At 63.8% G+C, this 21,985-nt stretch carries 23 protein-coding genes; 11 read left to right on the top strand and 12 right to left on the bottom strand.

Features of this window, described 5'->3' with window-relative positions; translation table 11 throughout:
• The 9 genes from fliJ to fliR all read left to right on the top strand — a co-directional run bounded on the left by fliJ (position 1) and on the right by fliR (position 6,934).
• Positions 1 to 450, top strand: coding sequence for a flagellar export protein FliJ (gene fliJ, locus SB753_RS22010; protein ID WP_020070765.1), 450 nt, complete (start codon positions 1 to 3; stop codon positions 448 to 450).
• 60 nt (positions 451 to 510) lie between these two features.
• On the top strand, positions 511 to 2,073 hold the full coding sequence (locus tag SB753_RS22005) for a flagellar hook-length control protein FliK (RefSeq protein WP_410801796.1): 1,563 nt from the start codon (positions 511 to 513) through the stop codon (positions 2,071 to 2,073).
• Between the two features lie 248 nt (positions 2,074 to 2,321).
• Entirely contained in the window at positions 2,322 to 2,819 is a 498-nt protein-coding gene (gene fliL / locus SB753_RS22000) for a flagellar basal body-associated protein FliL (RefSeq protein ID WP_020070763.1), read from the top strand.
• Positions 2,820 to 2,883: 64 nt separating this feature from the next.
• Complete coding sequence (gene fliM, locus SB753_RS21995) at positions 2,884 to 3,882, top strand: flagellar motor switch protein FliM (protein WP_020070762.1); 999 nt, start codon at positions 2,884 to 2,886, stop codon at positions 3,880 to 3,882.
• On the top strand, positions 3,875 to 4,342 hold the full coding sequence (fliN, locus tag SB753_RS21990; RefSeq protein WP_087752476.1) for a flagellar motor switch protein FliN: 468 nt from the start codon (positions 3,875 to 3,877) through the stop codon (positions 4,340 to 4,342). Before fliM ends, fliN begins: the two co-directional genes overlap by 8 nt.
• The gene (fliO, locus tag SB753_RS21985; RefSeq protein ID WP_204522544.1) at positions 4,339 to 4,950 is read left to right on the top strand and encodes a flagellar biosynthetic protein FliO; all 612 of its coding nucleotides are present in this window, start codon (positions 4,339 to 4,341) and stop codon (positions 4,948 to 4,950) included. Before fliN ends, fliO begins: the two co-directional genes overlap by 4 nt.
• On the top strand, positions 4,950 to 5,783 hold the full coding sequence (gene fliP, locus SB753_RS21980; protein ID WP_408197649.1) for a flagellar type III secretion system pore protein FliP: 834 nt from the start codon (positions 4,950 to 4,952) through the stop codon (positions 5,781 to 5,783). The genes fliO and fliP overlap by 1 nt, the downstream gene beginning before the upstream one ends.
• Before the next feature lie 58 nt (positions 5,784 to 5,841).
• The gene (gene fliQ / locus SB753_RS21975) at positions 5,842 to 6,111 is read left to right on the top strand and encodes a flagellar biosynthesis protein FliQ (RefSeq protein ID WP_011490196.1); all 270 of its coding nucleotides are present in this window, start codon (positions 5,842 to 5,844) and stop codon (positions 6,109 to 6,111) included.
• A 40-nt stretch (positions 6,112 to 6,151) separates the two neighbouring features.
• A complete protein-coding gene (fliR, locus tag SB753_RS21970; RefSeq protein WP_410801794.1) occupies positions 6,152 to 6,934 on the top strand; it encodes a flagellar biosynthetic protein FliR in 783 nt (260 codons plus the stop codon).
• A 231-nt stretch (positions 6,935 to 7,165) separates the two neighbouring features.
• Here the strand turns inward: fliR and flgL are convergent, their stop codons facing one another.
• The 12 genes from flgL to flgB form a co-directional block, all read right to left on the bottom strand.
• Entirely contained in the window at positions 7,166 to 8,389 is a 1,224-nt protein-coding gene (gene flgL, locus SB753_RS21965) for a flagellar hook-associated protein FlgL (protein WP_020070757.1), read from the bottom strand.
• Between the two features lie 10 nt (positions 8,390 to 8,399).
• Positions 8,400 to 10,373, bottom strand: a complete 1,974-nt coding sequence (gene flgK / locus SB753_RS21960) for a flagellar hook-associated protein FlgK (protein ID WP_408174325.1) — start codon at positions 10,371 to 10,373, stop codon at positions 8,400 to 8,402.
• A gap of 175 nt (positions 10,374 to 10,548) precedes the next feature.
• On the bottom strand, positions 10,549 to 11,319 hold the full coding sequence (locus SB753_RS21955; protein ID WP_027805058.1) for a flagellar brake protein: 771 nt from the start codon (positions 11,317 to 11,319) through the stop codon (positions 10,549 to 10,551).
• A gap of 373 nt (positions 11,320 to 11,692) precedes the next feature.
• Positions 11,693 to 12,697, bottom strand: coding sequence for a flagellar assembly peptidoglycan hydrolase FlgJ (flgJ, locus tag SB753_RS21950; RefSeq protein ID WP_020070754.1), 1,005 nt, complete (start codon positions 12,695 to 12,697; stop codon positions 11,693 to 11,695).
• Positions 12,698 to 12,709: 12 nt separating this feature from the next.
• Entirely contained in the window at positions 12,710 to 13,891 is a 1,182-nt protein-coding gene (locus tag SB753_RS21945; protein WP_027776978.1) for a flagellar basal body P-ring protein FlgI, read from the bottom strand.
• 2 nt (positions 13,892 to 13,893) lie between these two features.
• Positions 13,894 to 14,592, bottom strand: a complete 699-nt coding sequence (gene flgH / locus SB753_RS21940) for a flagellar basal body L-ring protein FlgH (RefSeq protein ID WP_020070752.1) — start codon at positions 14,590 to 14,592, stop codon at positions 13,894 to 13,896.
• A 49-nt stretch (positions 14,593 to 14,641) separates the two neighbouring features.
• Entirely contained in the window at positions 14,642 to 15,430 is a 789-nt protein-coding gene (flgG, locus tag SB753_RS21935) for a flagellar basal-body rod protein FlgG (RefSeq protein ID WP_020070751.1), read from the bottom strand.
• A 100-nt stretch (positions 15,431 to 15,530) separates the two neighbouring features.
• The gene (gene flgF, locus SB753_RS21930) at positions 15,531 to 16,289 is read right to left on the bottom strand and encodes a flagellar basal-body rod protein FlgF (protein ID WP_020070750.1); all 759 of its coding nucleotides are present in this window, start codon (positions 16,287 to 16,289) and stop codon (positions 15,531 to 15,533) included.
• A gap of 20 nt (positions 16,290 to 16,309) precedes the next feature.
• Positions 16,310 to 17,818 carry a flagellar hook protein FlgE gene (locus tag SB753_RS21925; RefSeq protein WP_087752480.1) on the bottom strand — a complete coding sequence of 503 codons (1,509 nt, stop codon included), beginning with the start codon at positions 17,816 to 17,818 and terminating at the stop codon, positions 16,310 to 16,312.
• Positions 17,819 to 17,860: 42 nt separating this feature from the next.
• The gene (flgD, locus tag SB753_RS21920) at positions 17,861 to 18,592 is read right to left on the bottom strand and encodes a flagellar hook assembly protein FlgD (RefSeq protein WP_310066047.1); all 732 of its coding nucleotides are present in this window, start codon (positions 18,590 to 18,592) and stop codon (positions 17,861 to 17,863) included.
• 10 nt (positions 18,593 to 18,602) lie between these two features.
• The gene (flgC, locus tag SB753_RS21915) at positions 18,603 to 19,028 is read right to left on the bottom strand and encodes a flagellar basal body rod protein FlgC (RefSeq protein WP_027805057.1); all 426 of its coding nucleotides are present in this window, start codon (positions 19,026 to 19,028) and stop codon (positions 18,603 to 18,605) included.
• Between the two features lie 102 nt (positions 19,029 to 19,130).
• Positions 19,131 to 19,622 (bottom strand): flagellar basal body rod protein FlgB, encoded by a 492-nt coding sequence (flgB, locus tag SB753_RS21910; protein ID WP_410801790.1) that lies wholly within the window; start codon positions 19,620 to 19,622, stop codon positions 19,131 to 19,133.
• A 216-nt stretch (positions 19,623 to 19,838) separates the two neighbouring features.
• On the opposite strand from flgB, the gene flgA reads away from it, so the two are divergent.
• Both flgA and flgM read left to right on the top strand, forming a co-directional pair.
• Positions 19,839 to 21,407, top strand: coding sequence for a flagellar basal body P-ring formation chaperone FlgA (gene flgA / locus SB753_RS21905; RefSeq protein WP_410801788.1), 1,569 nt, complete (start codon positions 19,839 to 19,841; stop codon positions 21,405 to 21,407).
• A gap of 153 nt (positions 21,408 to 21,560) precedes the next feature.
• Positions 21,561 to 21,914, top strand: a complete 354-nt coding sequence (gene flgM, locus SB753_RS21900) for a flagellar biosynthesis anti-sigma factor FlgM (protein ID WP_087754255.1) — start codon at positions 21,561 to 21,563, stop codon at positions 21,912 to 21,914.
• The last annotated feature ends 71 nt before the right edge of the window (positions 21,915 to 21,985 follow it).

Raw genomic sequence — 21,985 nt, 5'->3', positions numbered from 1 at the left:
ATGGCGAAACACTTTCCGATCAAGACGTTGATTGGGCTCGCGCAAGACGATGTCGACGCCGCCGCGCAGCGTCTTGGCCGAGCACAGCGCGAGCGTAACGACGTGGAGGCGCAGCTGCAGTCGCTCGTGCAGTACCGCGACGAATACCACGCGCGTTTCACGGCAACCGCCCAGGCGGGAATGCCCGCCGGCAACATGCGCAATTTTCAGGCGTTCATCGACACGCTCGACGCCGCCATCGAACAGCAGCGCAACCTGCTCGTGACGGCCAATGCGCGAGTCGAGGCGGCCAAGCCCGACTGGCAGCGTCAGAAGCAAAAGCTCGGCTCCTATGAAGTGCTGCAGGCGCGCGGCGAAGCGGCCGAGGCCAAGACCGTGGCGCGGCGCGATCAACGCGACGCCGACGAACACGCTGCACGAATTCTGAGGATGCGCGCGGAAGGCGCCTGACGCCCGCGCGTCCCTCCACTGACTGAACACCGTACCCTTTGACGGATTGACAGGACACTTATGTCGCTTCTTTCACAGATCGGCTCGCTGCCAGGTTCTACCGGCAGCACCTCTACCAACGGTTCGAACAGCGCCGCGGCGCTGGCCGCCGCAAGCGCGAAACCGTTCTCGCAAACCCTGCAGCAAAGCATCAGCCTGCAGAACAGTGCGGCTGCAAGTGCTGCTGCAAGCGCGGCTGCCAAATTCAACGCAAGCGTCAACGCGAGCGCGAGCCAGTCTGCCGCAACGCCGACACCTTCCCCGACGCAGGTGGATGCTTCGCAGGCGTCGGCGAGCGTGCACGACGCGCCGCCGCCGGACGACTCCGCAACTAAAAACGCCGACGACGCGAACAGCGACACCAAGGACAGCACCGCGTCAGACGCATCGGCGTCTGCGCCGGCGGACAAGCCGCAACAGGCATCGACGGACAAGACGGGGGCCGCGCCTGCGAAGTCGGCCAACACCGCCACCGCGGCGAGCAGCAGCGACGCAAGCACGGCGGCGGCAGCCGCAGCGGCTCAGGCGCAAGCCCAGGCCCAGGCCGATGCAAGCGCTGCGGCCGATGCGGCCAACGTGAACATTCCCGCAGCGACGGATGCCAGCACGACCGCAGCCGGCGCGGCCACCGACGCCACCACGGTCGGCCTGCCCGGCAAGAAGGCGCCGACCGATCCAAAGTCGCTGCAGGACGCATTGCAGGCGGCTCTGGCGGCGCTCGCGAACGGCCAGGCCGTGGTGCCATCGCAGGCGCTGGCAAGCGGCGCAGCCGCCGCTGCGGCGGCAAATGGACTGGCGAGCGCGAACGCGTCGCTGAACGATACAGACGGCAAGACGCTGGAAGCCGGTCTCTCCGGCGGCGGCAAGGGCTCCGCAGCCGCCCGCGGCGCATTGACGACGGCTGCGACCGTGGCAGATCCGACGGCGGCTGCGTCGGCTGCTTCCGCGGCGGCGGCAGGTGCGTTGGCATCGACGGGCGCGGCAGGCGCACAGGCGGACGACCTGGCGGCGTTCAAGAACGCAGCCGACGCAGCGAGTGCCGCGCTGGCCGCGTCGCAGGCAGCCGCGAACGCAGCCAGCACGACGGCCGCCGTGCAGACGACCGGCAATGCGGGTGCGGCCGCAGCGGCAAACGCGTTGGGACCGCAGGTCGGCACGACCGACTGGGAGGAAGCGCTGAGCCAGAAGGTCGTGTTCCTGTCGAACGCTCATTCGCAGAGCGCCGAGCTGACGCTGAACCCGAAGGATCTCGGACCGCTCCAGGTCGTGCTGCAGGTCGCCGATAACCATGCGCACGCGTTGTTTGTTTCGCAGCATCAGCAGGTACGTGAAGCCGTCGAGGCAGCTCTGCCGAAATTGCGCGAGGCGATGGAAGCGAACGGTATCGGACTCGGCAGCGCGAGCGTCAGCGACGGATTTGGGCGCCAGGGCGGACAACAGCAGAATGCCGAGTCGGGACGCTCCGGCTCTGGAAGCCGCTCTGCGGCGGGTAGTGGAGGCGGCATGGGCGGTGCCGCGGGTGCCGGCGTGACGGCGGACGTTGCCGTGCGGCGCAGCGTCGGGTTGGTCGATACGTTCGCCTGACGGGTTTTTTTGCGGGTTGCGGCTTTGTTCGGTGGTTGATTCGAGGTGTTGGCCGTTCCTCGAAATCGCGGTGCTCTATTGGCGCTGCCCTTGTGCGGGGCAATGCCCATGGACCACCGCGATTTCATTTCAGGGAAAGGCCAAAAACTAGAGATAGCCCGCATTAACCCTTCTGTTCGACCCATCGCGCCGCAGGCAAATCAACAACAATCACTATCACCAGCACTAACGGCAAGCAAGCAAACCTCATGGCTACCACTCCCGCAAATCAGCAAGCCGCGCCCGCGTCTCCGGGCCCCTTGAAGCGCATCATCCTGATCGCCCTCATCGCTATCGTCGCCGCCGGTGGCGCCGGCGCAGGGGTGTGGTTCTTCATGTCCAAACGCGCTCCGGCCGCCGCCACCGCAGCTGCGCCGGCTCCGGCTCCCGCTCCGACGTTCTTCCCGCTCGAATCGATGACGGTCAACCTGCAATCGGACGACGGCCAGCAGCACTTCCTGCGTATCGGCCTGACGCTCAAGCTCACCGATCCGAAGACGCCGCAGGAACTCACCGAACACATGCCGGAAATCCGCAGCCGCATCCTGCTTGCGCTGTCGAACCATCATCCGGATGAACTCGCTCCGCTCGAAGGCAAGCACGCGCTTTCCACCGAACTGCGGACGCTGATCGAGCAACCGACCGACAAGGGTGCCGCGCCGATCCATGTCCAGGACGTGCTGTTCACCGAATTCGTCGTGCAGTGACGTCGTTGTGACGCTGTCCCGCACTGCCATCATCAACCGTCACGGTATGCACGAGGAATAAGGAATGGGCCACGAAGAGTTCATGTCCCAGGAGGAGGTCGATGCCCTCCTCAAGGGCGTAACCGGCGAGTCCGACTCTGAAGCCGAGCAGAGCGAACGTGTAGGCGTACGTCCCTACAACATCGCGACGCAGGAACGCATCGTCCGCGGCCGGATGCCCGGCCTCGAAATCATCAATGACCGCTTTGCGCGCCTGTTGCGCGTCGGCATCTTCAACTTCATGCGGCGTTCGGCGGAAATCTCCGTCGGTCCGGTGAAGGTGCAGAAGTACAGCGAGTTCACCCGCAACCTGCCGATCCCGACCAACCTGAACCTGGTCCACGTCAAGCCGTTGCGCGGCACGTCGCTGTTCGTGTTCGACCCGAACCTGGTGTTCTTCGTGGTCGACAATCTGTTCGGCGGCGACGGACGCTTTCACACGCGTGTCGAAGGTCGCGATTTCACGCAGACCGAGCAGCGCATCATCATGAAGCTGCTCAACCTGACGTTCGAACACTACGCGGCGTCGTGGAAAAGCGTGCGTCCGCTGCAGTTCGAGTACATGCGCTCGGAAATGCACACGCAGTTCGCCAACGTCGCGACGCCGAACGAAATCGTCATCGTCACGCAGTTCTCGATCGAATTCGGCACGACGGGCGGCACGCTGCACATCTGCATGCCGTACTCGATGATCGAACCGATCCGCGACATTCTGTCGTCGCCGATTCAGGGCGAGGCGCTCGAAGTCGACCGCCGCTGGGTCCGCGTGTTGTCGCAGCAGGTGCAGGCGGCGGAAGTCGAACTGACGGCCGACCTCGCGCAGGTGCCGATTACGTTCGAACAAATCCTGAACATGCGCAAAGGCGATGTTCTGCCGATCAACATTCCCGAGCACATCACGGCCAAAGTCGACGGCGTGCCGGTGATGGAATGCGGCTACGGAATTTTTAATGGTCAATACGCGTTGCGCGTGCAAAAGATGATCAGCGCAGCCGACACGATGAAGGAAGGTGGATATGAGTGATCTAAACGCAAAGCCCGCGGATGAGCTGACCGCCGCCGCCGCGCAAGTGGCCGCCGACGCGGCGAGCGCGGAAGACGAAGCAGCGCTGGCCGACTGGGCGAGCGCGCTCGCCGAGCAGAACGACAACCCGAGCGAAATCAGCGCCAGCACGGCCGGCGTGTTCCAGCCGCTGTCGAAAGTCGCGTCGACCTCGACGCGCAACGACATCGAAATGATTCTGGACATTCCTGTCCAGATGACCGTCGAACTCGGCCGCACCAAGCTCGCGATCCGCAACCTGTTGCAACTCGCGCAAGGTTCGGTGGTGGAACTGGACGGCATGGCCGGCGAACCGATGGACGTGCTCGTCAACGGCTGCCTGATCGCCCAGGGTGAAGTGGTGGTGGTGAACGACAAGTTCGGTATTCGCCTGACCGACATCATTACGCCGTCAGAACGTATCCGGAAGTTGAATCGATGAAAACCGCAGTCCGCCGCGCCGTGTTCCCTGCGTCGCGTCGCGTCATCTCCCGCGCAATCGGCGCAGCGCTGTCGGCAACGGCGTCGTTCTGCGCACCGTTCGCTGCACACGCAGCCGACATGAACGCGGTCAATAACGCAGCGAAGATGGCGTCGAGCGTCGGCGCGGGCACTGCGGTTCCGGCGCTTGGCGTCGGCGCGGTATTGCAGACGATCGTCGGCCTCGTCGTGGTGATCGGTCTGGTGTTCGGATGCGCGTGGCTTGCGCGCCGCTTCGGCTTGCAGCCGGGCAGCCGCAGCGGACTGGTGAAGACAATTGGCGGCGCGTCGCTCGGCGGTAAGGAGCGCGTGGCGGTGGTCGAGATCGGCGATACGTGGCTCGTGCTCGGCGCTGCGCCCGGCAACGTGCGTCTGCTTCATACGATGCCGGCGGGATCGGTCGCCGTCGACACGATCGGCAATACCCAGGCGGGCACGCCTGGCGCAACGGGCAGCAGCAGCGCGGCGGGCAGCACTGGATTGCCAGGCAGCTTCGGCCAGCGCTTTCGCGACGCCTTGAAAGGCGAAGTGAGCAAACGTTTCAACGGGCAAGGCAACGGGGTTCGGTAATGCAGTTCAGTCTTCAATCGGCGCCTGGCGCGCCCTCCACCCGCACCTCGCGCGCCGCCTCCGCAGTGCTTCGCGGTTTGCATCGCGCCGCGCCCGTCGCGTCGCTGGTTGTGCCCGCGGCATTGCTCGCGTTGCCGACGCTTTCGTTCGCGCAAACCGCCGGCTTGCCAGCCTTCAACACGAGCCCGGGCCCGAACGGCGGCACCACGTATTCGCTGAGCGTGCAGACGATGCTGCTGCTCACGATGCTGTCGTTCCTGCCTGCGATGGTGCTGATGATGACGAGCTTCACGCGCATCATCATCGTGTTGTCGTTGCTGCGCCAGGCGCTCGGCACGACGACCACGCCGCCTAACCAGGTGCTCGTCGGTCTTGCGCTCTTTCTTACGCTGTTCGTGATGTCGCCAGTGCTCGATAAGGCTTACACCGACGGCTACAAGCCCTTCTCCGAAGGTACTGTTCCGATGGAGACGGCGGTAAGCCGCGGCCTCGCTCCGTTCAAGACGTTCATGCTGCGTCAGACGCGCGAAAGCGATCTCGCACTGTTCGCGCGCATCTCGCACGCCGCGCCGATGCAAGGCCCGGAAGATGTGCCGCTGTCGCTGCTCGTGCCTTCGTTCGTTACTAGCGAACTGAAGACCGGCTTCCAGATCGGCTTCACAATCTTCATTCCGTTTCTCATCATCGACATGGTGGTGGCGAGCGTGCTGATGTCGATGGGCATGATGATGGTTTCGCCCGCAACGATTTCACTGCCGTTCAAGCTGATGCTGTTCGTGCTCGTCGACGGCTGGCAACTGCTGCTCGGCTCTCTTGCGCAGAGCTTTGTCTGAGCGTGCTCGCTCGATAGTCCCTGTTTTCAACGTTGTGCCAGTTTCCGGTTGAATCGCCATGAATCAAGAATCCGTCATGACACTCGCGCACCAGGCCATGTACGTCGGCCTGCTGCTCGCCGCGCCGCTTCTTCTTGTGGCGCTGGTGGTCGGCCTGGTGGTGAGCCTTTTCCAGGCTGCCACGCAGATCAACGAATCAACGCTGTCGTTCATTCCGAAGCTGCTCGCTATCGCGGTCACCATGGTGATCGCCGGTCCGTGGATGCTCACCACCATGCTCGACTACCTGCGCCAGACGCTTACCAACATTCCGACGCTCGTCAACTGAGCGACGCGATTTTCTCCCTGCATCGAGCCTCGCCGCCGCCATGTTTTCCGTCACCTACGCGCAACTGAACGCCTGGCTCACCGCGTTTCTTTGGCCGTTCGTGCGGATTCTCGCGCTCGTCGCGACCGCGCCTGTGCTCGGCAACCGCTCGTTGCCGCTGCGCGTGAAGATCGGCCTGGCGGCTTTCGTGACGATCATCGTCGCGCCCACGCTCGGCGCGCTGCCGCAAGTCACCGTGTTTTCCGCGGAAGGTGTGTGGATCATCGTCAACCAGTTTCTGATCGGTATCGCGCTCGGCATGACCATGCAGATCGTGTTTCAGGCGATCAGCGCGACCGGCGACTTCGTCGGCCTCGGCATGGGCCTCGGCTTCGCCACCTTCTTCGACGCGCTGGCGAGCAGCTCGAGCCAGGTGCTGTCGAGCTACATGAACACGATCGCGATGCTCGTGTTCCTCGTGATCGACGGTCATCTTCAGATGGTCAGCGCCCTGCTCGCGTCGTTCAATTCGCTGCCCGTGTCGGCAAATATTCTCGGCTCGCCGGGCTGGCGCACGCTCGCTAATTTCGGCAGCACGATTTTTTCAGCGGGACTGCTGCTCTCTCTGCCGGTCGTCGCCGCCCTGCTGATCACCAACCTCGCGCTCGGCATTCTCAACCGCGCGGCGCCGCAGATCGGCGTGTTTCAGATCGGCTTTCCGCTCACCATGCTGATCGGTATGCTGCTTTTGCAGTTGATGATTCCGAACATGATTCCGTTCTTCGGGCGCCTCTTCGCGGTGGGCATCGACCAGATGGGGCGGGTCGCGCTGGGATTCAGGTAGCGGGGGAATTTGGGCCGTTGCCCGCTCGCCGTTAGAAGTGACTTTGAAGCCGACAGTTGATGTCGGCTTTTTTCGTTTGGATGCGCGACTGGTGCTAGCGGTGCTCCGCGTTGAATCTGTTAATAGAGCATGCGTCTCGCATACTTCTCACGCCCCAAAAAAACAAAAGCGCGGTAACCAGTCCCCCGGTTACCGCGCTTGCCTATCGAAACTAATCGAGCAGAAGCTCTATCAGTTCAGGTACTGAAACAGCGACATATTCTGGATCTTCACGAACGCCTGTTGTGCTGCTTGCAACGCGTTCTGCGCCAGCGTGTATTTGCCGACCGTTTTGATCAGGTCTGTCTGCGTCAGGTCCGACAGGTTGCTGGCCGTTTGCAGCGTATTGGTCTGCGTGACCGCCTGCAATGCCTTGACCTCCTGCGAGCGGCCGCCCACAGTCGCTTGCGCGGTCGTGATGTTGTTCATCGTGTTCTCGAGCTGCGTCATGCTGGTGGTGAGCGCGCTCTGGAAGCTCGCGGTCGACGCACCGCCCGAGATCGGCGATTGCAGCGTGCTGATCAACTGGCTCAGGTTCGCGAACACATCCATGCTGCCTTGGGTCGCGGGCGTCACCGAGAAGCTGTCGCCCGCGTTCGGCGCGCCGCTGATCGTCACCGACTGGCCGCCGAGCGTGATCGCCGTACCTGCCGTGAAGGCTTGCGGTGCGCTCGTCGTAACCGCGCCGGTCGCCGGATTCGTCTGGCTCACGGTGTAAGTCGTCGACGACGTAAAGTTGATCGCGTATTTGTCGGCGTTCGTCGGATCGGTCGGGTTGTTCAGGCTTACGGTGCTGATGACACCCGTACCCGTGTTGCCCGTGGTCGCCGCCGGCACCGCGCTCGTGCCGATAGGCGCGACACTGCTGAAGATCGAAATGCCGGTGTCGCCGGTCTGCACGACGTGCGAGTCGGTGATCTGCACCGCAGGCGTGCCGGTGTCGCCCGAATACGTGACCACGCCGGCCGAACTCGTCGTGTACGGCTGTGCGCTGCTTTGATAGCCGGCGAACATGTAGTTGCCCTGCGGGTCCGTCGAGTTCCCGAGCGTTATCAACTGGCTGCGCAAGCTTTGCAGTTGCGTCGCGATGGAGCCGCGGTCGCCGTTGTTGAGCGAACCGTCGCCGGCGCGCAACACGAGCGTGTGGATACTTTGCAGCACGTCGTTGACGCTGCTGAGCGTCGTGTCTTCGAGCTGCAGCGACGCAAGCGCCGTGTTCTGGTTGCTCGTGTACTGCGCGAGGCTCGTCGCGGTCGAACTCAACTGCACGGCCTGCGCCGCGCCGAGCGGATTGTCCGACGGCGTCGCAAGGCTCACGCCGCTCGAAATCTGCGCGTAAAGCTGTGACAACTGAGCTTGCTGATCGCTCATCGTCGCCACGTTCATGGTGAAGTACTGCGTGCTGGAGATGCGCATGTTCAACGCCTCACTGGAAGATGCCGAGCAGCGTCTGGAACAGGGTCTGCGCAGTCTGAATGACCTTGCTGTTCGCCTGATAGAGCTGCTGATACTGAAGCAGATTGGCTGCTTCCTCGTTGATGTTGACGCCCGAGACGGACTGCTGCGCCGTGGTGATCTGCGTTACCAGCGAAGCCTGCGCCGTGCTCGAAGTCTGAATCTGATTCGTCTGGTTGCCGATGTCGTTGACGTAGTTCGCGTACGCGCCCGTCAGCGTGACCGTGCCGCCGTCCATCGATTTCGCCGTCGACAGGTTCGACAGTGCAAGCGCGTTGCGGCCGTCGTTGTTCGCGCCGGTGTTCGGCCCGATGGTGAACTTGTCGCCGGCAGCGGGCACGCCGCTGATCGTCACCGACACCTTGTTCATCTGGCCGGCGGTCGTGTTGTTGATCGTCAGACTCGCGCCGTTGCTCGACGAATACGGCACGACGGTCGTCGCGCTCGTGATCGAATAAGTGGTCGCCGGCGAGCCCGCCACGGTCACCGTCGAGCCGACCGGGAAGCCGGTGAGACCAGTGCCGTCGTACGTCAGCGTGGTCGTCGAGTTCGGCATCGTGTAGCCCGCCGCGACCGTGCCCTTCGTGATGGCGCCGGTGCCGGTGTTGGTCGACGCTGCCGCGCCGAGTACCGGCGCTGCGGCCGCGATCGCCGAGGCGTCCGTCGTCGCAGTTGCAAAGCTGTTCAGCGCGCCGCGAGTCGGCTGAACCGTGAACGAGTCACCGGCGTTCATCGTGCCCGTGGTCGAAAAGTTCAGGCCGTTGATCGGCTGGCTCAGATTCGTCGCCGAGCCCACCACGCCACCCGTCGAATTGTCGGTCAACGTATAGGTGGTGCCGTTGAAGGCGAGCGTGTAGTCGCCCGTGGTCGGCTGTGCAGGATTTGCGAACGACACGTTGAGCGACGCATTGCCGGTGTTCTGCGTGTTCGCATAGACGGTCGGGCCGCCCACCGAGAACAGGGCGCCGCCCTTCACGCCCGCGAGCGTGATGCCGAGCGCGTTCTGCGCATTGACCTGCGAGGCGAAGCTCACCGCAATCGCGCCGAGTTGCGCTTCTGCCGGATCGAGCGTCTGGCTGCGGAATGCGACGAGACCGCCGAGCGTGCCGCCCTCGATCTTGCTGTCGGGCAAATCCTGCGGCGCGGCGGCAGGGTTTGCGCCGGCCTGGCCGAGATACTGCACGGACAATTCGCTGGAGTCGCCCGTCGAAGGCGTGGTGCCCAGATTGAAGCTGTTGCCGCCCGACACGAGCGGCTGGCCATTGCTCATGAAGACGCCATAGCTGCCATTGCTGTTCACCACCTGCACGCCGATCAGTTGCGACAGATTCGACACGGCGAGATCGCGCTGATCGAGCAACTGGTTCGGCGGCTGGCCTTGCGTGCTCGCGGCGGAAATCTGACCGTTCAACTGCGCGATCTGCTGCGTGTAGCTGTTGATCTGCGAAACGGTGTTGCTCAGTTGCGTGTTGACGCTCTGGCGCAGCGCGTCGTATTGCTGGCCCGCGGCATTGATCTGGTTCGCGAGTGTCTGCGCGCCGCTCATCGCCGTTTGGCGCGTGGCGAGGCTCGAAGCATTGTTCGAGACGTTCTGCATGCCCGTGAAATAACTCGTGACCGCGCTGGCAATACCGGCAGTCGGGCTGCCGATCAGATTGTTCAGTTGCGAGATCAGCGTGTTGTAGGTCGCGAGCGAGCTGCTGGACGACTGCGCGTTATTGAGCTGGGTCGTCAGATACTGGCTGTATTGGCGAGTCACCGTGACGGTCGAAACGCCGTGCGGCAGATAGCCGGAACCCGTGTATTGCCCACCCGTTTCCGCGAAGACCGGCGTTTCAATGGTATAGCCGGGCGTCGACGCGTTGCTGATGTTCTGGCCGGTCGTCGTGAGTCCCCACTGGGCTGCATTCAGTCCGCTGAGGCCGAGATTGATGAGATTGGACATGCGTCATCCTGAAGGGCGACACCACACATGCCGCCGCGTTACTTGAACTTAGTGTTTAACGGCTTTCGCGACGGAAAATTGAGGCCATTCACGACGCTTGCGAGAGTTTGTTTCAACGTTTGCGAGGCCAATGCGCCGGGCCTTCGCCGGCGCGTCATGTCTGGTCCGCGCGCTGTCAGCGAACCAGCGAACGGCGCTTCATTTCGAGTTGCGTGATGAGACGCTGCAGCGTGTTCTCCGCGTTGCCTGGCAACGTCAGAAAACGGAAACCGAGCTGATAACGCTGGGTGCCGTTCGGCAGCGCGAGCGAGCGATGCGACACGAGTTGCAGATCGAGCGAGAGGCGGCCCAATCCGCCGAGCGACAATTCGCAATCGTCGAGACGCGTGCCCATGGGCAGTTCGGCGACGCGTTCGTCGGAAGTGCGCATGCCGACGCCGCCCAGCGAGAGGTCATGCACCTCGAAACGGAACGAATCGCCTTCCGGCAGACGACCGCTGCACACGTACGGATCGAGAATCGGTGCGTCGACGCGGAAATACTCGCGGCGTTGCACGTAGTACAGCACTTCCGGAAAGTCGGCTTCGAATGCCGGCATTCCCTCGTAACGCGTTTCGCGCGGCGTGCTGGTGACGAACTCCATGCGCACGCCCTCGGGCGCCGCGTGGAACTGACAGCTGGACGCCGCAAGCAGACCGCGGTTTTGATCGGACAGCGCGCCCCAGTCGAACGTGAAGGTGCGTCCGCGCACGTCGACGTCGAGCAGGCGCGTAACGAGCTGGCCGCCGGCATATTGAACGGTAAGAAAATCGCCCCGATTGACGAGGTTGCGCAATTGAACGCCGATTTCGAGCGGATTGCGGCGGCCAAAATCGAGTGCACTGTCGTCCAGCGGAACGTGCGGCTGAAGCGTGTCGGTTTGGCCGTTCGACTGATTGGTTTCCATGGGCTTGCCGGTATGCATGTTCTTGCGGGTACGTGCCAGAGCTCCTGACGGGGCTTTCACGCGGTCTCTCATTCCCGGCCGCGGCACGCACATTCAACCGGACATGAACGCTTCCGGTATGGGGTCTAACGGATTAGCGGCAGTATCGAGCCAAAATTTAGGGGCGACTAATAATAAATTTAGAATAATCGCGCGCAAACGTTAAAGCCCCGGTAACTCGCCGATAACGCGTCTTTGAATCACCCGCCGTTTTTTCGCCGCGTGTTTGTTGCGTGTTTGTCGCGTGTTTGTGGCTTGTACGTCTGTTGTTCGGCGCGCCCCGCAAAACCGCTTCTCGCGGTCAATCCGCGCCGACCGGTCGAAATCACGCCGCTCAGCCCATCTTTTGCATGATGGACATCAGTTTCTTCGCGTAATGCGGATCCGTTGCATAACCGGCGCGCTGCATGCCGGTCGCAAAACCCTTCACGTCGTGCGCGGAATTGATGACCTGCGCGTAACGCGGATTGCCCTTCAGCATGCTCGCGTAGTCGGTCATGGCTTCCTGATACGAATCGTATGCGCGGAATTTCTCGACCACGCGCTGCGGCTTGCCGTTCACATACTCGGTGGTAAGCGTGGACACCGTCTTGCCGGTCCAGTCCTTGGTCGCCTTGATGCCGAATACGTTGTGGCTCGTGCTGCCGTCAGCCTTTTTGATTTCGCTCTTGCCCCAGCCCGATTCCAGCGCCGCCTGGCCGATGATGAAGCGCGCCGGAATGCCGGTCGCCGCGCTGGCGGCCTGCGCGGGAGCCGCGAGCTTGTCGACGAAAGCGTCGACCTTCGGCGAGCTGCCGTCACCCTTCAACGGCGGCGTCAGCGCGCTGTTGGCCGAGTAGCCTTTGCCCATCGCGAGCTGGCCGTTTGCTTGCGCATTGCCGTAGGCCTTGGCGAGCGCGTTGAGCGCCGCAGTCTGGCCTTCGTCGCCGCCGCTGCCGCCGCCGAGCGCGTTGGCCATGCCGGCCAGTCCGCCCGCGCCGCCTGCTCCGTTCGGGCCGCTCACTTGCATGCCCTGGTTGCGCATCAACTGCTTGAGCATCGCATCTGCCACACCGATGCCCTTCTGCGACATCTGCTGCGACAACTGCTGATCCATCATCGACGTAAACGTCGCGCTGTCGTGCGAGTCGAACGGGCCGTCCTGCGGCGTCGCATCGCGCATGCTCTTCAGCATCATCTGCGTGAAGACCGCGTCGAACTGCTGCGCGGCTACCTTCATGCCTGCTTGCGGCGACGCCTTCGCCTGCGCGCTCAGCTTCGCGAAACCCTGCACGTCCAGCGCGAAGCGCTGGCTAAGATCGTTCGCCGCGGCGGCGGAATTGGTCGTATCCGAATTCATCTGCTGTCGTCCTTAGATGATTTCCAGGTCGGCGCGCAAAGAGCCCGCCGCTTTCATGGCCTGCAGGATCGACATCAGATCCGCGGGCGTCGCACCCAATGCGTTGAGCGCCTTCACCACGTCGGCGAGGTTCGCGCCGGCGGTCACTAGCTTGAGCGCGCCGTTGTCCTGCTTCACCTGAATCTGCGACTGCTTCGCCACCACCGTCTGGCCGTTCGAGAACGCGCCGGGCTGGCTCACCACCGGCTGCGTATTGATCACGACCGACAGGTTGCCGTGCGCGACCGCGCAGTTCTGCAGCGTGACCATCTGGTTCATGACGATCGAGCCGGTGCGCGCGTTCAGGATCACCTTCGCTGCGGCCTGCGCCGGCTTCACGTCGAGATTCTGCAGTTGCGCCATGAAGGCGACCTGCTGTTCGGGATCGGTCGGCGCGCGCAGTTGAATCGTGCGGCCGTCGAGCGCCGTGGCCGTGCCGCCGCCGAACGCGTTGTTCACTGCCGCCACCACGCGTTGCGTCGTGTCGTAGTCCATTTCGTTCAGGTCGAGCTGCATCGTGCCGGCTTGCGACACCGACGTCGGCACCGAGCGTTCGACGATCGCGCCGCCGGCGATACGGCCGGCAGCAAGTGTATTGACCTGCACCTTGCTGCCGTTGGCGCTCGCGCCGGCGCCGCCAACGGCGAGATTGCCCTGGCCGAGTGCGTACACCTGGCCGTCCGCGCCCTTGAGCGGCGTGAGCAGAAGCGTGCCGCCGCGCAGGCTCTTCGCATTGCCGAGCGAGGACACGGTCACGTCGATCTGTTCACCGGGGCGTGCGAACGGCGGCAGCACCGCCGTCACCATCACCGCGGCAACGTTCTTCAACTGAACGTTCGACAGCGACGATTGCGAGTTGCTCGAACCGGCGGCCTGGTTGTTGATCGAGATGCCGAGGTTCGCCAGCATGTTGGCGAGCGTCTGCGTGGTGAACGGGGTCTGCGTGGTCTGGTCGCCCGTGCCGTCGAGACCGACGACGAGGCCGTAGCCGATCAGCGGATTGTCACGAACGCCCTGGATCTGCACGAGATCCTTCAGGCGCTCGGCGTGCGCGGGCGTCGCCGCCGGCAGCGCCGCGCAGGCGAGCGCGACGAAAGCCAGCGCCCGGCCGATGCGGCCGGCTCGCGCGAGAAAGCGGAAAGAAACAGTACCCATGATCACCACGGCGACACGTTGAGGAAGAAGCGCTGCAGCCAGCCCATGTTTTCGGCCTCGTCGAGATAGCCTTTTGCCGAATACTCGATCTTTGCGTCGGCCACCTGCGTGGAGTACACGGCGTTCAGACTGGAGATCGTGTTCGGATTCACCACGCCCGAGAAGCGCACGAACTCGTTGCCCTGATTGATGAGCATCTGCTTTTCACCGCTTACCATCAGATTGCCGTTCGGCAGCACACCGGTCACCGTCACAGTGATCGTGCCGTTGAATGTGTTCGACGCGTTGGCACCGCCGGTGCCGCTGAACACGTTCCCACCCTTGGCGCTCAGATTCGCCTTGCCGAACAGTCCGGCAAGGAAGCCCGCCGTCGGCACCGCAAGGTTGGTACTGCCCGAGCGGTTTGCATTGGCACCCGAGGACTTCGTCGCGTTGACGTTTTCCTGGATCACGATGGTCAGGATGTCGCCGACATTGCGCGGACGCTGATCTTCGAACAACGGCCGGCCCGCGTAACCCGGGTTGTAGATCGAGCCGGGCGACTGCGCTTGCGGCGGCATCGGCGGCAGCGCCGTCATCGGCTGCTGCGTGATCGGCTGCTTCGGCACGAGGCCGCAACCGCCGAGCGCGACGAGCAGCGTGAGCTGCGCGAGCGCGACGGCAGTACGCGAATGAACCGGATTACGAGTGAAGTGCGACATCTTGATTACCGCCTGATTTACAGCCTGTTAATTACCAGTGACTTCAGCGTCAGACTTGCATCTGGCTGAGCGTCTGCAGCATCTGGTCGGACGTCGTCACGGCCTTGCTGTTGATTTCGTAAGCACGTTGCGTCTGGATCATGTTCACCAGTTCCTGCACCACGTTCACGTTCGATGCTTCGACGTAGCCCTGATTGAGCGTGCCCGCGCCGTTCAGGCCAGGCTGTGCGACGTTAGGCGCACCCGACGACGCCGTTTCTGCGAACAGGTTCTCGCCCTTCGCGTCCAGACCGGCCGGGTTAATGAAGGTGGCGACCTGCATCGAGCCGAGCTGCTGGCTGTTGGTCGAGCCGGCGACGGTGATCGACACCACGCCGTCGCTGCCGATGGTGAGCGAGGTCGCGTTGTTCGGCACGGTGATGGCCGGGATCACCTGATAGCCGCTCGACGTCACGAGCTGGCCTTGCGCGTTGGTTTGAAACGAGCCGTCGCGCGTATAGGCGGTCGTGCCGTCGGGCATCTGCACCTGGAAAAAGCCCTGGCCGTTAATGGCGACGTCTTTCGAGTTGCCGGTCTGCTGCAGGTTGCCCTGCGTGTACAGACGCTCGGTGGCGACCTGTTGCACGCCGGTGCCGAGCTGGATGCCCGAGGGCAATTCCGTTTGCTGCGTCGAGTTCGCGCCGGGCTGGCGGACGGTCTGATACAGCAGATCCTCGAACACTGCGCGCGATCCCTTGAAGCCGTTGGTGCTGACGTTCGCGAGGTTGTTCGAGATGACGTCCATCTGCGCCTGTTGCGCATTCATGCCGGTGGCGGCGATATACAGCGAGCGATTCATATTCCTTCTCCTATGTCGACCGGAGTGCCTCCGGTTCCATGCAAGGCACTTACTCTGGTCCCATGCAACATGGTGGCGGGCCGGCACAAGCCGGCGGCCGTTAGCTAAAGCTGAGCAACTGGTTAGCCGACTGATCGTTCTTGTCGGCGCTTTCCAGCAGCTTGGTCTGCATCTGGAACTGGCGCGCGTTCGTGATCATCGAGACCATCGCGCTGACCGGATTCACGTTGCTCCCTTCGAGCGATGCAGGCGCGACCGTCACGGCCGGATCGGCGTCGGCGGGATTGCCGTCGGCGGTGCGAAAGAGGCCGTCGTCACCGCGCGTCATGGTTTTCGGATCGGGGTTGACCAGCTTCAGTTGATCGACCGTCACCACGGCGGTCGGCGGATCGCCCGGTGTGAGCGCCGACACGGTGCCGTCCCGACCGATGGTGATCTGCGCACCCGGCGGCACCGAGACCGGCCCGCCGTTGCCGAGCACCACCTGATTCGTGGCGTTCACCAGCTGGCCGTTCTGGTCGATGTGCAGATTGCCGGCACGCGTGTACGCCTCGCCGCCGTCAGTGGTCTGCACCGATAGCCAGCCCGGACCTTCGATAGCGACATCGAGAGGATTGCCCGTCTGCTGGATCGGGCCGGGCGTGTAGTCCGCGCCCGGCGTCGACGACAGCACGAAAGTGCGCGTGGTGTTGTCGTTGATCGAACTGCCGTCGCCGAACGCCATCGGCACGGCGCGGAAAGTCGCCAACTGCGCGCGAAAACCAGTGGTCGATGCGTTCGCGAGGTTGTTCGCAACGATTGCCTGCTGTTCGAGCGCTTGCGTGCTGCCCGACATCGCGGTGTAGATCAGCCGATCCATGATGGGTCCGTCCTGCTCGCTTACAGGTTGATGAGCGTCTGGTCGACGGTCTGCTGCGTCTTGATCGTCTGCGCGTTCGCCTGATAGTTGCGTTGCGCGGTGATCAGGTCCACGAGCTGGCTCGTCAGATCGACGTTCGAGTTTTCCACGGCGCCGCCTTGCAGCACGCCGTGATTGGTCGAGCCCGGCGCCGAAATCTGCGCGGCGCCCGATGCGTCGGTCTGCTGGAATTCGTTATTGCCGAGGTTCACGAGGCCGTTCTGGTTCGCGAAGTTCGCGAGCGCGATCTGGCCGAGCGCAGCCGTCTGCTGGTTCGAATAGTTGCCGGTCAGCGTGCCGTCAGCGCCGATGCTGAAGCTCGTCAGCGTGCCGGCCGGATAGCCGTCGGGCTGCAGCGAATTCACGCCGTCCTTGCCGCCGTACTGCGTGGTGCCGCCAATATTCAGCGTCAGTTTCTGAGGCGTCGCCGAACCGTCGGTGGTCGGCACCGAGAAGTTGAAGACGAACGGCGTGGCAGTCGCCGCGCCGGAAGCGTCGGTCGTGCCGAGCAGCGTGCCCGACGAGTTGAAGTTCGCATGGCCGACGAGCGCCGCAGTGCCGGTGGAGACGCCGGCATACACGTCCCACGTGCCGGCGGCCGTCTTGGCAAAGTACATGTTGACCGTCTGCGAGCCGCCGAGCGTGTCGTACACCGTGGTGCTCGTCGAGTAGTTGTACGTCGTCGAACTGTTCTGGTTGAACGCCACGGGAGTCGGCGTGACGCTATAGCTGTCGCCCGTCGCCGGCACGCCGTTGAACGTGATCGTCTGGCCGTTGCCGAGCGAAATCGGCGAGCCGGCCGTGTACGTGCCGGTCGTCGACGTGCCGAGCGTGGTGTCGGTCACCGTGTAACCCGTCGCGCTGGTGAACGAGACGGTGTAGTTGTCGTTGTTCGTTCCCGACGCCGTGTTGGTGATCGTCGCGCCGGTCGTGCTCAGCGTGCCGGAGTTGGTGCCTCCTGCCGTCACCTTCGGCGTGCCGAGCATCAGCGGATCTTGCGCATTCAGGTTCAGACCGGCTGCGATGTTGGTCGTCGCCTTCGGCGCGATGTTCGCGGTCGGCACGCTAAGCGGCACGGTCTGCGCAGTATTGATGATGCCCGAGCTGTTGGCCGCGTAGCCCATCAGTTGCAGGCCTTGCGAGTTCGTGATGAAGCCGTTCTTGTCGAGCTGGAACACGCCGTTGCGCGAGTACACGAGCGAACCGTTGTTCGACAGCTGGAAAAAGCCGTTGCCGTTGATGGCGACGTCGAGTGCCTGGTTCGTGCTGGTGATCGTGCCTTGCGAGAACTGCTGCTGCACCTGCGCGAGCTTGGTGCCGATACCGACCTGGTTGCCGACAGCCGTCGCCACCGAATTGGCGTACATGTCGGCGAATTGCGCTGCGCCGCTCTTGAAGCCAACCGTATTCGCGTTGGCAATGTTGTTGCCGATCACGTCGAGATCGCTCGACGATGCGGACAAACCACTCAAACCTTGTTGGTAACCCATGACGGTCTCCGTGTCTGGAAAGTCGTAACTGACTGAATCGAATTAGAGGATCGCGGCCACGCTGGTCAGCCCGACAGTCGAGCCGTTCGAGAGCACGAGGCCCGGCGTACCGTTGTTCTGCATGACGACGCTTTGCACCGTTGCGCCTGCGAGCGTGGTGGCCGTCGCTTGCTGACCGTTGATCGTGCCGACCGCGCTGATCGTGTACGTGCCGTCGGGCAGCGCATTGCCGGCCGAGTCGGTCGGCGTCCAGCCCACCGGAATCGTGCCCGCCGACTGCTTGCCGAGGTCGATCGTGTTGACGATCTGGCCTGCCGAGTTCTTCACGACGACCTGCAGGTCGCTCACCGAGTTCGCGAGTTGCACGCCGAACGCGCCTGCCTTGCCGCTCGCGACCGACACGGAGTTGCCCGGCGCGAGCACGGTCGAGCCGATCAGCAGCGCCGCTTGCGACTGCTGACCCGCCGACATCTGCGTCGCGAGCGAGCTCAACGTCGTGTTCAACTGGCTGATGCCCGACACGGTGTTGATCTGGGCGAGCTGCGAGGTCATCTGCGAGCTGTCCATCGGATTGGTCGGATCCTGGTTCTTCAGCTGCGCGACGAGCAGGCTCAAAAAGGTGTTTTGCAGATCGGTCGCCGAAGTGCCCGACGTGCCGGATGTGCTGCCCGTCGAACTGCTCGAGCCCGAGGCACTGTTCGTGCCGTTCATCGTATCGAGCAGCGTTTGCGACACGGTCGTGCCGTTGTTGCCGATGGTGGTGCCAGTAGTCAAGGGGCTCTCCTCAGGTTCCGATCGTGAGCGTTTTCAGCATCAGGGTCTTGGCGGTGTTCAGGGTCTCGACGTTGGCCTGGTACGAGCGCGACGCCGAAATCATGTTCACCATTTCCTGCACCGGGTCGACGTTGGGCAGCGTCACATAGCCGTCAGCGTTGGCCGCCGGATTGCCGGGGTCGTAGGCGGTTTTCATCGGCGTCGGGTCGTCGACCACGCCGGTGACCTGCACGCCGCCAACCTGCTGGCCTGAGCCGCTGCGCGCGCCGCCGAGCGGCGCAACGCCGAACACGACCTGCTTGGCCTTGTACGGCTGGCCGTCCGGGCCGGTGGTGCTGTCCGCGTTGGCGAGATTCGACGCCGTCACGTTGAGCCGTTGCGACTGCGCGGACATCGCGGAGCCTGCAACACCAAATATGTTCATCAAAGAAGGCATGTTTGCTGACCTTTCCCGCCGGTTCGATCCGGCTTCAAGTTAGTTCCCGTAGCGATTGTTCTTGCGTACTGCGTGTTTCTTTGCGTGCAGACCGTTACCCGGTTACGAGCCCGACTGGATCGCCGACAACATCGCCTTGATCTGGCTCGACAGCATCGTCATGCCAGATTCGAAGTGCAGCGTGTTGTCCGCGAACTGAACGCGCTCGGTGTCGATGTCGACCGTGTTGCCGTCGAGCGCGGGCTGCGTCGGAACGCGGTATTGCAGGTTGCCGTAGTCGTCGGGCCTGCCGCCCGCCGCGCTCAGCGTCGACTTGCCGGACATGTGGCCCGGCGTGGTCGACGCCATCGACATTCCGCTCGTCACGCCGGCCGGCTGCGCCATCGGCAGCGTCGCGGTGTTCGACGCCGTATGCGCGGCCACACCGGTCTTTTTCAGCGCGCCCGCGAGCGACGAAGCGAAGTTGACGTCGCGCGCCTTGTAGCCGGGCGTGTCGGCATTGGCGATATTCGACGACAGGAGCTCCTGGCGATAAGCGCGCACATCGAGCGCTTCACGTCCAAAGGCGAATTCGGCATCGAGTTTGTCCAGCATAAGAATCTCCGGAGTACGGTCCCGAGGCTTCCCGTGCGCCTCGCGTGAGGACTGCATCAGACGGGAAGACCTTTTTGCATGAGGTGCATCTTATGGGCCGAGTGCAAGCAGCAATCGGACGAATAACCGGGAAAGGGGGCTTCTATTCAACGTTTGCGCGAAGGGGGCTCTCAATAGAATGCAAGGCGTACCAAATGCATTCGATGGAGAACCGCAATGGACCAGCACACTTTCGATCCGACGCACCGCGCGCAACGCGCGGCGGCGCATCGCCTGTGTGCGGCTGCGCTGCGCGTCGCCGCGCGGCTCCTGTTGAGTTCGTCGCTGGGCGTGCCCGGTGCCGGCGCCGCCGTGCTTTGCGCGCCTGCCGCCGCTATGTTGATCGCCAATGCCGCGAACGCGGGCGAGGCGGACGGTCCCATCGTGATTGCCGGTCCGAACGAAAAGGATCCAGCGGCACTCACCGAGCTTGCCGAGCACATGCAGGCAGCACCCGCGAAACGCGCCGGGTCTGCGGCGACCCTCGCCGCCGCAACCGCACAGTCGCTGACGCGCGGTTCGACCGCGCGCGACGCCGATCCTTTCAGCCGTGCCGCCAATGCAAGCGGCTCGATCGTCATCGCGGGCTCGGGCGAAGCGCCGGCCGCGCCGCAAATGATCCGCACCAGTTTCAAGCCCGACGCGAACGGCGTCGTGACCATTCCGGCGCCGGGCCGTGCCGGTTCTGCCGCGACGAACGCAACGAGCGCAACCAGCGTCGATGAGATGCCGGCCTCGCGCCGTGTCGTTCCGGTCGTCGTGACACCGGCGCTGCAAGCGAACGGCGTGCGTCAGGCCGCTGGCGTTCAGCCGGTGGCGGCCAACGCGCCGACCAGCGTGACGGGTCGCGCAGCGGCTGCGGCGTCGCAAGCATTGGGAGCATCGGCAACCGACTCGATCGACACGCTCGCTTCGCGCGGCGAGCCGCCGCAACTCGGCGCGGACGGCAAGCTGATCCCGGCGCGTTCGAACGCGCCCGCCAATTCAACTCGTGCCGCTGCGGCGTCGCCGACGGCGCGCGTGGCCGCGACGCGGCCCATCGCGGCGGCACCGGCACCCGCACCGGCACCCGCACAGCAGAATCAGCGTGCAGCCGCGCCGGCGCAGCCCGAGCCGCTGCCCGGCCAGCAAGACTCTGAAGCGATCCGCACGACCGCGCTCGCGTTCCTGCAGCAGCAGTCGGCGGGACTGCCGGGGAAAGTGGACATCACCGTCGCACCCGCGTTTCCACGCGGTCTCGCGGCCTGCATGGTGCTGGAGCCGTTCATGCCAAGCGGCGCTCGCCTGTGGGGCCGCGTAACCGTCGGCGTGCGTTGCGCGGGCCAGCGTCCGTGGACCATCTATCTGCAGGCGCGCATCTCGCTGCATGCCACCTACTATCTCGCCGGCCGCGCGATGTCGCCCGGCGAAGTGCTCACGGCCGCCGACCTCGTCGCGCGCGAGGGAGATCTGACGGGCTTGCCGCAAGCGATCGTGACGGACCCGTCGCAAGCCGTCGGCTCTGTCACGTTGACACGCGTTTCCGCAGGCATGCCGCTGCGCCGCGATATGCTCAAGAGCGCGTCGGCTGTGTCGATCGGACAAACGGTACGCGTCGTCGCCGCCGGTGAAGGATTCGCGATTTCGTCGGAAGGCAGCGCGATGAACAATGCGTCGCCGGGTCAGCAGGTCCGCGTGAAGACGCCCAACGGTCAGGTTATCTCGGGCATCGTCAAGGACGGCGCGACCGTGGAGATTCAACTGTGAGCCGCGGGCTTTCCTGGCTGGCGGCCGATCCGCATGCGTCCGCCGTTTCAGGGCCGGATCGTATTGACAGACAAGGGAAAAGCAGCAGCGATTGCGCTAAAGTTTTGATCGACGCCTGCCGTTATCAGGATCAAATCGTTCAGGAAGCCAATCGTGAAAGTCGATTCCAAAACCAATTCGAATCTGCCGACGTTGAAAGACGGCGTGTCCCGCTCGCACCAAAGCGACGCGGCGACGGCCAACACCGGCGCGCAGACCGCGAGCACCGCCTCGCAAGCCACTCCCAGCGGTTCGGGCGACGCCAGCGTCAGCCTGTCGGGTCTGTCGCAGCACCTGCGCAGCCTCGCGGCGTCCGGCTCGGCCGACATCGATACGGCGCATGTCGAGTCGATCAAGCAGGCCATCAAGGACGGCACGCTGCAGATCGACTCGGGCAAGATCGCCGACGGCGTGCTGAGCACCGCACGCGAACTGTTGCAAAGCAAAACCCCGTCGACCGGCAATTAATCGACGCATCGAAGTACGGTGAATGGCCGGGCGGCGTTCGACAAACCCGACTCGCGGATCGTCCGCGAGCC

This window comes from Paraburkholderia sp. SIMBA_053 (genome assembly GCF_046534895.1).
In the GTDB taxonomy this organism is placed as follows: domain Bacteria; phylum Pseudomonadota; class Gammaproteobacteria; order Burkholderiales; family Burkholderiaceae; genus Paraburkholderia; species Paraburkholderia caledonica.
The sequence above is the reverse complement of the archived record's forward strand: the minus strand, read 5'-3'. Positions and strand labels throughout refer to the sequence as shown.